This window comes from Pseudomonas sp. EL_65y_Pfl2_R95 (genome assembly GCF_963971045.1).
In the GTDB taxonomy this organism is placed as follows: domain Bacteria; phylum Pseudomonadota; class Gammaproteobacteria; order Pseudomonadales; family Pseudomonadaceae; genus Aquipseudomonas.
In genome coordinates this window covers 863459-875454 of the sequence record NZ_CAXAOV010000001.1, presented here as the reverse complement: position 1 = coordinate 875454, position 11996 = coordinate 863459, and the positions used below count along the sequence as shown (strand labels likewise).

8 protein-coding genes are annotated in these 11996 nt (G+C 54.3%); 1 reads left to right on the top strand and 7 read right to left on the bottom strand.

The window, feature by feature from the left end:
- Nucleotides 1-10: 10 nt before the first annotated feature.
- The 7 genes from algG to yaaA all read right to left on the bottom strand — a co-directional run bounded on the left by algG (nucleotide 11) and on the right by yaaA (nucleotide 9955).
- The gene (gene algG, locus AACY09_RS04150) at nucleotides 11-1621 is read right to left on the bottom strand and encodes a mannuronan 5-epimerase AlgG (RefSeq protein WP_339486218.1); all 1611 of its coding nucleotides are present in this window, start codon (nucleotides 1619-1621) and stop codon (nucleotides 11-13) included.
- A 9-nt stretch (nucleotides 1622-1630) separates the two neighbouring features.
- Complete coding sequence (locus AACY09_RS04145; RefSeq protein WP_339486217.1) at nucleotides 1631-3103, bottom strand: alginate export family protein; 1473 nt, start codon at nucleotides 3101-3103, stop codon at nucleotides 1631-1633.
- The gene (gene algK, locus AACY09_RS04140) at nucleotides 3100-4443 is read right to left on the bottom strand and encodes an alginate biosynthesis TPR repeat lipoprotein AlgK (RefSeq protein ID WP_339487072.1); all 1344 of its coding nucleotides are present in this window, start codon (nucleotides 4441-4443) and stop codon (nucleotides 3100-3102) included. Before algK ends, AACY09_RS04145 begins: the two co-directional genes overlap by 4 nt.
- Nucleotides 4444-4483: 40 nt before the next feature.
- Nucleotides 4484-5647, bottom strand: coding sequence for a PilZ domain-containing protein (locus tag AACY09_RS04135; RefSeq protein ID WP_339486216.1), 1164 nt, complete (start codon nucleotides 5645-5647; stop codon nucleotides 4484-4486).
- A gap of 26 nt (nucleotides 5648-5673) precedes the next feature.
- Nucleotides 5674-7155 (bottom strand): mannuronan synthase, encoded by a 1482-nt coding sequence (alg8, locus tag AACY09_RS04130; RefSeq protein ID WP_339486215.1) that lies wholly within the window; start codon nucleotides 7153-7155, stop codon nucleotides 5674-5676.
- An 87-nt stretch (nucleotides 7156-7242) separates the two neighbouring features.
- Nucleotides 7243-8553, bottom strand: coding sequence for a GDP-mannose 6-dehydrogenase (gene algD / locus AACY09_RS04125; RefSeq protein WP_339486213.1), 1311 nt, complete (start codon nucleotides 8551-8553; stop codon nucleotides 7243-7245).
- 622 nt (nucleotides 8554-9175) lie between these two features.
- The gene (gene yaaA, locus AACY09_RS04120; protein WP_339486212.1) at nucleotides 9176-9955 is read right to left on the bottom strand and encodes a peroxide stress protein YaaA; all 780 of its coding nucleotides are present in this window, start codon (nucleotides 9953-9955) and stop codon (nucleotides 9176-9178) included.
- A gap of 518 nt (nucleotides 9956-10473) precedes the next feature.
- Here yaaA and AACY09_RS04115 point away from each other — a divergent pair.
- Nucleotides 10474-11865, top strand: coding sequence for a PhoH family protein (locus AACY09_RS04115; protein ID WP_339486211.1), 1392 nt, complete (start codon nucleotides 10474-10476; stop codon nucleotides 11863-11865).
- Nucleotides 11866-11996: the final 131 nt, after the last annotated feature.

Sequence of the window (11996 nt, the reverse complement as noted above, 5' to 3'; positions counted from 1 at the left end):
TGGTTAGCCCTCAATTCTGCAGTTCTGCCTGGCTTTCGACTGGGTCGATAAGCACCGCCAATTTGCGCCGCACTAAGAGATCGAGAATCTCTTCCTGGCGTTTGCCGAGCACACCCGAGAAACTGATGCCGGTACTTTTGGTCGGTGCGATCATGTTCACCCGGTACAGCTCAAGGCTCAGTGGCGAGTCGATGGACAATGGGCCTGAACCGTTTGCTGCCAGCGTGCCGCCTACCAGAATCATTGAAACCTTGGTGTCGAATGGATCGAGGTCAATGTCGCGGTCGGTGTCGGACAGGTCTTTGATGTGGCCATAAACTCCGGTCAACTTATTGCCCGCTGAAACGTTTTCGTAGAGCCGAATGTTGACGCTGTTACGTATCCGGATGCCGTGACGCGAGTTGTTCAGAACCTTGTTGCCCCACAGCAGGTTGTGGCTGCTTTCATACAGGGTGATACCGTCGGAGTGGTTCTGATAAACCTCGTTGTAGGCAACCAGGTTATTGATGCTGTTACGGTCAATTACGATGCCGGAAAGCTTGTTGTCGTAGCTCTTGTTGTTGATGATCCAGCTGTCATCCACCTCACGGGAAATAATGATTCCGTGCTTTTTCTTGGTGCCATGGACGGTGTTGTCGGCAATGATCAAACGCCGTGACCGGTCATGGGGGTCGATGCCGTAGACGATGTTGTCGCGGTAGGTATTGCCCTTGACCACTACGTCGTCGGCTTCGTAGCAATAAAAGCCATACCAGTGATCGACGAAGGTTGAGTTAATCAACCAGCCGGTCGGACGCGGGCGCTTGAGGCGCTTGTCCACACCCGGCGAGTACTGGGTGATACTGACGCCGTATGACTTGCTCTGGTTGTAGCCCAGGCTGGTGACTTCGCTGTTGGAGATATACAGCTCGCTGCCGCCCCAGGACACCAGGAATGGACGGAACTCATTTGGCGTGCGAAAGGTTGCCGGGCCGTTATCGGCTTCCCGCCAAGCGGTGAGCTTGGAGTCAGTGATAAACAGCATGCCGTCATTGACCATAAATGCGCCGCGCTCTTGCGACAGGCGCAGGTCTTTGGTTTCTTTGCCAACCTGCAATGTTGCACCTTGAGATACAACGATGGGCAGGCGTGAGAGGTAAACCCCTGGCGATGTTTCGGCAAACTGGTTTTCAGGCAACGCTTTGGCGATATCTTCAGGGGTGACGTAGCCGCCCTCGATGAAGATTGCCTGCGGCATGCCTTTTTGCCGCTTTACCCACTCGCGCAGACGCTCATTACCGCCGATGAAGTCTTGCAACTCAACTTGTTGCACCATGCGCCGCACCACCACTTTGCCACCCGGTGTGTGCTTGACCTTGGCGGCCACAGCCTCAGCGGTGTAGCCGCTGAGATCAGGTAGCTTGGGCGTATCCAACTGCAGCGGCTCAATCGGCGCACTGGTGACCGTGTAGTTGTTGGTCTCGTTGAGAAACTTTGCCGAGCCATGCTCCGCCGCTTCGGCATTGCTGGCCGGGCTTTTCGCCTCATTGGCCAACGCCACCGGCGCACCGAGTAGCAAGGTGCTTAACAGCAGCACATTGATACAAGCGTGGGCTCTGAGTGTGTCAGGTTGTGGGTACATGAGCAGTCCTCAGAAGCGCCAGATTACGTCGACAAAGGCGCGGTGCATGACCGAGTCGGTGCCCTTTGCATAGGCATCACCTGGCATGAATACACCGCCACGGAAGCGCACCAGTGCCGCGCCTTCATCAACCTGTTCGGCTAACGCAGCTGGCAACAATCCTTGTTTGAAATAACGGGTGACAACCAAGTCGACCTCTTGGCCAACGTCTTTTTCACCGTCTTCGAGGTTGGCGATAATGCCGCTGTCGCCGATGTCTTGTTTGTCATCGACACGCCAGAACTTGTGGTACACCAGGCTGGCGTCGTACTGATCGTCCATCTGCCATGAGCCAAACAAAGAGGCTGCGTGTAAGTTGCTCAATTCACCGCGGAAGGCCTCACCAAAACGATGCATGCGGGCGTTAGTGCCGGTGAAGTTGGAGCGGTTACTTTCCAGACCGGTCTGGCGGAACTGCTCGGAGCTGTCGTCATCGCCGCCGCCGCTGCCACGCGCATAAGCGCCGCCGACTTTCCAGTTTTGGTCGATATTCCAGCGCAGCCCCAAATCCATCGCCCAAGCATTTACGTCAACATCGCGCGAGCCATTGGCGAGCTTTTCGTCGCCGGCGTTGACTTGTTCAAGTTCGTCAATGCTGCCGGTCAACCATGTGGCTTGCGCCCAGTAGTTAAGGGGTTGCGTCGAGTGGCGGTTGAAAAAATCGCCATCAGCGCTGAGGCCCAACCACGTCAGGTCACCGGTGTAGCGCTTACTTAGCTGATCAACTTCCTCACCATTGTTCGGCAGGCTGCCGGAGTCGCGGCTGTGGTGTGCTTTGAGGCCCACCCAGTGGCCTGGCTTCCACTGTGTAGAAATACCGCCGAAGTAGTGCTGGCGATCCTCGTCTTCTGGTGCCAGATCATCGAGGTCGGTGCGGTAGTCGGAGAAGCGCTGTGCCATACCGGCGTTGGCGCGAAGTAGGGTGGTATCGAATTCCCAGTTCAGGGCTTCGATATTGGTGTCCCACCAGGTGCCTTCGTCGCTGCGTACACGCTGGCGACCAAGGCGCAGATGTTCGCCGGGATAGGCGGTCAAGCCTTTGTAATCTACCCAGAACTCGCGCATTGCCAGATAACTCTTGTCCGGCTCTCGGCCGTCATTGCTATTGGCGCTGCTGCTATCGCTGTCGTCTGAGTTGCTCTGAAGGGTGTCCGTTTCAATGATGTCGGTGGCGGTTACCGCTTGCCCCATGGCAAACGCACTCCAGTTGCCGCGCTCGCCATATAACCAAGGGCGTAAGTCGAGGCCTATACCGTTGACATCGCCGCCGCTGCGGGTGCCAAGGTCGCGGTCGTCTTCAGATTGCGCGGTTATCTTGGCGGTCAGGCCGAAGTTCTGATCCGGATCATTCGCCGCGAATGCACTGGCGCTGGATAACAGCGTCAGGCCCAGGCCCAAGCTGGTGGCGATGGCGTTGAGTTTTGTCGTTGGTTTCATATTCATTGAAGCTGTGCCTGTAACTGAGTTTGGTTTTGCAAAGCAGTGCCACGCAATTCGCGTTCTTCGCGGAGCTTTTGCTCGGCTTCACTGCGTTGTGCTGGCGTTAGCTTTTGCGCAACCTCGTTGGCCAGGTCAGTGCTTGCCTGAGTGTTTTTCGGCAACGCCAACTGGCTGAACACATATGCGTTACTGAGGTTTGGCACGATGCCTTTGCCTTGCGAATACATTTGCGCCAGGGCGTAGTCGGCATTGATCTGGCCGCTCCGTGCAGCGCTTAGCAGGTGATCAAGGGCTTGCTGCGGATAGATATCGCCCAAGTACCCGCGCAGGTAGAGTTGCCCCAGCAGGTAGTTGGCTGTTGGCTCACTCGGTGCTGCTTTGCGCAGGTGCTCTTCGGCTTTCTTCGGGTCCTGCGGGACCATCTTGCCTTCGTAATACAGGCGCCCAAGCAGCAGCTCGGCACGGGGCAGCGATGCTTCACGACCGTTGTCGAGATAGGTCATCATGGTTTCGCTGTCACCCAATGCGGGGTAGTCGTACAGCAGGCGAGCAAGGCTTACCCAGGCGGCCGGGTAGACCGGAGCGATGGCTTCCAGTAGCTCTTTGGCCTGGCTTTCATTGGGCTTGCCCAACTCAGCGTCGGCCAATACCTGGGCGACTGCCTCAACCCGGCGTGGCGGCAAGGCCCGGCTGTGATACTCATTCATCATGGTGGCGATAAGCGCGTCTTGCTGTTCGCTTTTGCCTTGCATCTGGTAAACCGTGGCCAGCTCTACATAGCAGGCATCGGACTCGGTGATGAGTTTTTGGCAGATGTCTTCGATCTCAGTCAGGTGCTGATCGTAGGTGCCTTGGGTGCGGTAGTAGAGAATTTGTGCCAACTCGGCTTGTGGATAGCCTTGTTGGCGCCAGCTAGAAATTTGCTGTTGCACGTTCATAGCGGGAAAGTCCTGTGGGTATTGCAGATAGAGCATGGTCAACGGCAGCAAACTGTTGGGTTCGCCAGCGCTGAATGCCTCCTTTAGCAATGTCGCGGCTTCCAAGCGTTCGGCGTGGCTGCTGCCCGGCTTGCGCGCGAGCAAACGGCCCAGTCGTCCTTTGGCGCGGGGCGACTGGTCCATCGCCTGGCGGTAAGTGCGCTCGGCTTCTTTGAGGTCTTCTTCAGTGCCGCTGGCGACTTTCATGTCAGCCAGACCGACCTGTGCTTTGACATAACCCAGCTCAGCCAGCTGCTGGAAATTACGCTCAGCCGTGACGGTGTCGCCGCGCTTGAGTGCTTCGCTTGCCAGACGCTCGTCTGGCAAGCCTGCGCAACTGGCCAAGGTGACGGCGGCTGCGAGCATGAGTAGTTGGGGATGAGCAGTAGCCACCTGTGAGTCCTCCTTAGTAGCCAGCTGCTGTGGCTTTGTTGATCAACCAATCGAGCGATGGGCCGCGATCAATTTCGACTTCAACAGGTTGGCCAGCCAAGGTGCTTGGCAGAGTGCTATCCGGTTCGATAATGGCGCGGATATCGGATGACAAGCCGCCATTGTGCAAGTTGGTGCTGAGGATTTTTCCGCTGCGAGCCTGGTCGTCGCCAGCCACCCAGAACTTGATCGGTGTGCCCGGACGCGCCTCAGAGAACTTGCGGTACGGGAAGCTGGCCAATACGGTGGCCTTGGTGTCTTGGGGAACCATTTCAAAGATCACATCACCTTTGCTGGCGAACTGACCATCGGCGACCAGCTGGCGAGCAATTTTGCAATTGCAGGGACTGGTCAAGGTGCCTTTCATCTGCTTGCTGAACAGTTGTTCAATGTTGGCCGGTGTTAGCTGTTCATCGGTAAGCTGGCCCTTGAGCATTTCAAGCATGCTGGCGGAGAAGCTCGCAACCGGTGCGCCTTTGTTGATGATGCCGTCAGCGCCGACCAGGCTCTGTACGGTACCTTCGCGAGGCATGGTGATGTTCAGGCTAGGCACATTGACCATGCCTGAAGAGGCATGGGTGACGAAGTACAAGCCGTAGATGGATTTGAAAATGTAGCCAAATGCGGCCACGCCAACGGCAAAGATGGCAATGCTGAAGGTTACCGCTTTGATGCGTCCCAGCACGCTCATACCGCCACCATTGCCTTGCTTGCGCGGCTTGGTGAAGTTTTCCCGTTGCAGGGTGTTCAGCAGGTCACCCGTCGAGACAATTTCGCCGCTCAAGTGGGCGCTGATCAGGTAACGCAGAGTTGCAATCTCGCGCGGCTTGAGGTTGTGGAACTGGCAACCTACGCGGTTGTTGATCGGGTCGGTGGAGCACACCTGAAATTCAATATCGAGGCTCAGGTTGAGGCTGTCCAACTGAAACTGCATACGGGCTTTGTGGAAGTCACCGACATTGGCTTGGGTTTTCTCGTTGGAAAAGCTGAAGCCCCCGGCCGACAGATCAAGCACGCGCACTTCAACCTGTTCGCGAGCCTTGGTGATGTAGCGCAGGGTCGCCGGAATTTTCACCCGGGCGTGCTGGCGCTGAGCTTCCGATTCATGGACCACATTGACGTTAACGGCTGTGTTCATGGGTTTGATTTCCTATTCAGTTCTGGTCACACCAACGCAAGAAGCGTGGCGATGAATACGCTGGTGGCAGTAAAAGTCATGGCTCGTGAAGACCAGCTGTTGAACAGTCGCGAAAAGCTGGCGAGGTCTCGGTTGAGCTTGGTTGGCTGACGGGTCCAGGATTGCTGGTCTAAACGGAAGAACACGTAGATCTTCACCATGGCGCCGACAATCTGGTTGTAATAAAGAATGGCTGGGTAAGCCGGACCGATACGGTGGCCGCTGAGGCTGAGCAACAGGGTCAATACCAATCGGGTAATGCCGATCCACAACAGGTAAATGATGATGAACGACGGGCTGTACTTGATGCTGGCGATCACCGCGACGGCCAAACCGAGCAGGCTGGTCCACATTGACACCCGCTGATCGAACAAGACCACGCTGGTGAAACCACCCAAGCGGTTGATGCCCAGGCGCAACGCCCGTGAGTTCTGTCGAAGGTTGTTGCCGTACCAGCGGAACATCAGCTTGCGGCTGGCTTTGATAAAGCTCTTTTCCGGTGGATGCTCGACAGTGTTGATGGCGGCATCCGGCACGTAGAAGGTGTCATAGCCCAGACGCATCAAGCTGAACCAGCTCGACTTGTCATCACCCGTCAGGAACTGAAAGCGACCCAGGCGCCAGTGCTCAAGGTGATCACTTTCAACGTCGGCAATAAACTCAGGATTGGTCACCACTTGAGCACGGAATACTGACATCCGCCCGGTCATGGTCAGCACGCGCTTGGACAAAGCCATGGAGCACATGTTGAGATGACGCTGAGCGAAACGCAGCTTGTGCCACTCGCTCATGATGTAGCTGCCGCGAACTTCACAAAATTCGTTGGTGGTCAGGCCGCCAACATTGGGGAACAGCTGAAACCAAGGCACGGTTTTGCGTACGACACCGACATCCAGCACGGTGTCGCCATCAATCACTGCAACCACCGCATTGTTGTCTGGCATCTGCCGTGAGATGGCGCGAAAACCGTACGCCAGTCCATCGCGTTTACCGGTGCCGGGAATTCGCACAAAGTCGAGTTTGACGTGGGCAGGCGGGTTCATTTTCTCCCACATGCTTTTCACCAACAGTTCATCGGAGAGCTCAACGATTGAGCAGACCATGGTCGTTGGGTAACCGCACTCGATGGCTTCGCGAATCACTGAGCGATAGACCATTGCAGTGGTAAGCGCATCGATACGAAAGCTGGTGACCATCAGGAATACATGTGATGGATCAGCCGCTGAACCCAGCTTGCGAACCTTGCGCTTGTAATAGGGGTAAACCAAATAAAGGAACAGGCAGCCACGTACAAAATGTATGGCACCCATGGAATAACGCCAGATACCAACCGCGCCAATCAGCAGCAGATAGTGCTTCGATTCGGGATCGAAGGTACTGGTCGGCAATGCCAAGGCGAGCAACATCAGTAATGACAGGTAAAACAGCCAGCCAGCAGCCTCAAGGAGGCCTGTCTTGAGCTTATCCATATGCGTTTCCATCGTATCCACTGGACTCACCATGGGCATGGGCAATAAGGCGCATGCCCAAGGTGGGTTCATGACTAAAAGCGAGACTTACCAGCAGATGCCTTCGGCGCCGCTGCGGGTTGCTGTGGTCATGAAACCAACCAAGTCGATGACTTGTTTGCCTTCGAGGTTTTTGTCCGCCAGGGGCGCAAAGTCTTTGTCGCCATTGCCCAGAATGATCACCTCGGCATCGCTGACCACTTGGTCGAAGTCGCTGTTGAGCAGTGAGGAAACGTGAGGGATTTTCGATTCGATATAATCTTTGTTCGCCCCGTAAACACGGGCGTACTCGACGTTACGGTCGAAGATGCTGAGGTCGTAGCCCTTGCCGATAAGCATTTCCGCCAGTTCAACCAATGGGCTTTCACGCAGGTCATCCGTACCGGCTTTGAAGCTCAGGCCGAGCAACGCCACTTTGCGCTTGTTGCAACGCGAGACGATGTCGAAGGCTTTTTGCACCTGAACCACGTTGCTGCGCATCAGCGAGCTAATCAGCGGCGCTTCAACGTCTAGCGAGGTGGCGCGATAGGACAGGGCGCGTACGTCTTTCGGCAAGCATGAGCCGCCAAAGGCAAAACCAGGGCGCATGTAGTATTTAGACAGGTTGAGCTTGTTGTCCTGGCAGATCACGTCCATGACTTCGCGACCGTCAACGCCAACAGCTTTGGCGATGTTGCCAATCTCATTGGCGAAGGTCACTTTGGTTGCGTGCCAAACATTGCAGGTGTACTTGATCATTTCGGCGGTATCGATGGTCTTGCGAATGACCGGTGCATCGAGTTCGCTGTAGATGCTTTCGAGCAGGTCGCCAGACGCGGTATCGGACTCACCGATGACCGTCATAGGCGGGAAGTCGTAGTCCTTGATCGCCGTGCTTTCGCGTAGGAACTCAGGGTTGACTGCAACGCCAAAGTCGACACCGGCTTTCTTGCCAGAGCAGTCTTCAAGGATTGGAATCACCACGTTGCGCACTGTGCCCGGCAATACCGTGCTGCGCACAACTACGGTGTGACGTTCGCCCTTATCACGCATGGCCATGCCGATTTCGCGGCACACGCCTTCAATGTAATTAAGCTCCAGGTCGCCGTTCTTTTTGCTCGGCGTACCAACACAAATGAATGACACTTCGCTGTCGGCAACAGCGCTGGCAACATCAGTAGTTCCGCGTAGTTTTCCGGTGGCTAGACCTTGCTGTAGCAGGCCTTCAAGACCCGGTTCAACGATAGGCGATTTACCTTTGTTGATCAGGTCGATTTTGTTCGCGGAGATATCCACACCAATAACTTCATGGCCCCGTGCCGATAAACAGCCAGCACACACGGCGCCGACATAACCTAAACCAAAGATACTAATGCGCATGGTCTTAACCTCATTCATTTATTACAAAATTAATACTGCTTAACGGGTTTTAAGTTGCTGTTTTCTGCACAACTTCTTGTTGCGGTTACTTATTCAGGCCGTACTTATCCCCGCTCGCTTAATGGAGCGCGAATAGGCATGTATTGTTAAATCCTCTGTTTCAAGGTTTTCGGTATTTGCCGAAAAACTCTTTGATTAGAGGGGGTTAGGCGTAAACTGCCGCCCGGCACCTATGTCTTCTAGTTGTCTGTCTTACATTGCTTAGGTGAACCGTTACCTCGAATGTTATTCCGAGAATCTAGGGCAGTTTGTATCGCGCTGAATGATGCGCGAAGAAGTGTGTTACGCCGAATATGAGTGTAGGAAAATTCTGTAAGTTCATACCGTTCGTCAACTTTTGTCGTAGACAAATTATTTGGCGTGATTGCAGGGTGATCGCAATCTGATATCTAGAGTAGTGGCTATTTGTAATTAGCTAGACGCTGAAGTGATGTTGGCTGAGTGTGGATTTTGCGTGCACGCATATCCACTGAACTATTCGTTAGTTATGTGATACATCAACTATTGCTGGGCGATATAGCGCAATGGGTTGAATATTCAACCCATCGGTAGAGGCGGGGCGTCAGGCGTTTTGTTCGTCGCGCAGGAACACAAGATTGTCCGGCTTGGAACGATCTGGCGCGAAGCGATAGCCCTGATCGTCAAAGTTCATCAATCCTTCAACATCGGAAATTTTTTCCTTGATGACGTATCGAGCCATCAGTCCGCGGGCTTTTTTGGCATAAAAGCTGATTATTTTATACTCACCGTTCTTCTGGTCGCGGAACTCGGTGTTAATGACACGGGCATTCAACGCGTTGCGTTTAACCGCTGAGAAGTACTCGTTCGATGCAAGATTGAGCACAAGATCGTCACCTTGCTCGGCCAGCGCTTCATTTATCCAGCCGCTGATACGCTCGCCCCAAAAGGCATAGATGTCTTTACCCCTTGGATTTTCCAGCTTGGTGCCCATTTCCAAACGATAAGGCTGCATCAGGTCCAGTGGGCGTAACAGGCCATAAAGTCCCGAAAGCATGCGCAGGTGCTGTTGAGCAAAGTCAAAATCAGCATCCGTGAAGTCTTCTGCTGCCAAGCCGGTGTAGACGTCACCTTTAAAGGCCAGCACGGCTTGTTTGGCGTTTTCTGGTGTGAACGTGGGTGACCAACTGCCAAAACGCGCAGCATTCAGGCCAGCAAGCTTGTCTGAAAGGTGCATCAGTTCAGCAATTTGCTGCGGTGAGTAATCGCGTAATTGACTGATCAAGTCACTGGCATGATCGAGATGTTGCGGCAGGGTGAAACGTTCGGTCACAGGCAAAGTCTCGTAATCGAGGGTTTTCGCCGGAGAAATCACCATCAGCATAAAGTCTGCTCCTTAAAGTCTGGGAGTGATTTTAGGCTGACCAGGCACTCGGACTCTAGCTATTAAGGCCATGAGCAAAGCTAATCAAGGTTTTTCCGACGCTCAGGCATTTAACAGCCTCGACAGAACCTGGGGGCAATAACCTCCTGTCGGGTGCTTTTTGATTGGCTGGACACTGATGTTGAGGGTTGTGACGGGCCGCAGAGAAAGGCCTGTAAAGCAGAAATTTTACAGGCAAAAGCATCGATGGGACTTCCGACTTTAACGGCACAATGCCTGCTCGCCAAGCGCTATTCGTCTGCCCGACAAATAAACATAAAAAAACTGAAATCTTCGTTTAACTGTCATGTTTTTTGGAGTATCAAAGAAGACAGACGCCGAACCCTGCAGTCAGGTGGCGATATTGCTCTTCACCTTTCTTGCAGCTTCTCAGCCGCCCCTGAGAAGTCGGCGGTCCTGTGCAGCGGAGCGCTGATCTGGCATTCCGTTGCTTGGCTTCTACTAGAAGGTGAACGAGTATGGATGACCACGGACGCAGCAAGCCCACCGCTCCAACCCTCTACGCCCTCGACACCAATGTGCTGATCCACGATCCCAACGCGTTGCTCAATTTTGAGGAGCACCACGTCGCTATTCCGATGACGGTGTTGGAAGAACTGGACAAGCTCAAAACCGGGAAGCAAGGCGTAGCTGCTGAATGCCGTCAGGCGATCCGATTGATCGACAAGATTCTAGGGAGCGCATCACCTGAAGAAGTGGAGCATGGCGTACCGATTCAACGTGAAAAAAGTGGTGCCTGCGGCTTTTTATCGATCCTGATGAGCAAAAGTGCAGCCCCCATCACTTGGTTGCCTGAAGACCTCAATGACAACAAAATCATTAACCAGCTGGTTGAGTTAAAGTCGCGCCGTCCAGGCTTGAATGTGGTGTTGGTTACCAAAGACATCAATATGCGCCTCAAAGCGCGAGCCTGTGGCATTGACTCCGAGGACTATCACACCGACCAGTTGGTGGATGACGTTTCGCTGCTGTCGCAGGGTTATCACAACATGTCAGGCGGTTTCTGGGACCGCGTCAGTAAAGTAGAAACCCGTCAGGACCACGGTCGAACCTGGCATCGGGTGCAACTCACCGACAATCTGCCTTCAGTGCACGTCAACGAGTTCATTATTGATGAACAAGGCTTTGTGGGCTGGATCAAGGAGATCGACGAAGGCGAAATGCTGATTCTGGATTTGCATCAGGAGCCGCTGATGCACCAGGAAGCGTGGGGGCTCAAGCCGCGCGATATTTATCAGGCGCTAGCGCTATACGCTTTGCTGGACCCGGACATTCACCTGGTCAACCTGTCCGGTGCCGCCGGCTCGGGTAAGACCATCTTGGCCTTGGCGGCCGCCATCGAACAAACCATGGTCAGCAAGCGTTACCGCCGTATCATCGCCACCCGCAGCGTGCAGGGGCTCGATCAGGAAATTGGTTTCCTGCCCGGCACCGAGGCCGAGAAAATGGAGCCTTGGCTCGGCGCAATTACCGATAACCTCGAAGCCTTGCACATGGACGATGAAAATACCCATGGCAGCGTTGACTACATTCTGCAGAAAGTACCGCTGCAGTTTAAATCCCTCAACTATATTCGTGGCCGCAGCTTCCAGCAGAGTTTGATCCTGATAGATGAATGCCAAAACCTTACGCCGCACCAGATGAAAACCATCATCACCCGTGCCGGTACCGGGTCCAAGGTTATTTGCCTCGGTAACTTGGCGCAAATCGATACGCCTTATTTGTCAGCGCCAAGTTCCGGCCTGACCTACCTTACAGAGCGCTTCAAAGACTTTTCCCACGGTGTGCATATCACCTTGCAAGGGGTCCCTCGCTCGATACTGGCGGAGTACGCAGAAACACACATGTAGCAGCCTTGCTCAATCACAAGCCCTGTTGGCGTAAGCTGGCAGGGCTTTTTTGTTGAGTGCAGGCAGGGCTTGAATATTCACAGGTGCCGAAACCTGACTCTGAGGTTTACAATCGACCCATCGAAGTTTGG

Coding starts and splice junctions, on each gene's coding strand:
- algG (WP_339486218.1), bottom strand. CDS start 1,621: ATGTACCCACAACCTGACACACTCAGAGCCCACGCTTGTATCAATGTG.
- AACY09_RS04145 (WP_339486217.1), bottom strand. CDS start 3,103: ATGAATATGAAACCAACGACAAAACTCAACGCCATCGCCACCAGCTTG.
- algK (WP_339487072.1), bottom strand. CDS start 4,443: ATGCTCGCAGCCGCCGTCACCTTGGCCAGTTGCGCAGGCTTGCCAGAC.
- AACY09_RS04135 (WP_339486216.1), bottom strand. CDS start 5,647: ATGAACACAGCCGTTAACGTCAATGTGGTCCATGAATCGGAAGCTCAG.
- alg8 (WP_339486215.1), bottom strand. CDS start 7,155: ATGGATAAGCTCAAGACAGGCCTCCTTGAGGCTGCTGGCTGGCTGTTT.
- algD (WP_339486213.1), bottom strand. CDS start 8,553: ATGCGCATTAGTATCTTTGGTTTAGGTTATGTCGGCGCCGTGTGTGCT.
- yaaA (WP_339486212.1), bottom strand. CDS start 9,955: ATGCTGATGGTGATTTCTCCGGCGAAAACCCTCGATTACGAGACTTTG.
- AACY09_RS04115 (WP_339486211.1), top strand. CDS start 10,474: ATGGATGACCACGGACGCAGCAAGCCCACCGCTCCAACCCTCTACGCC.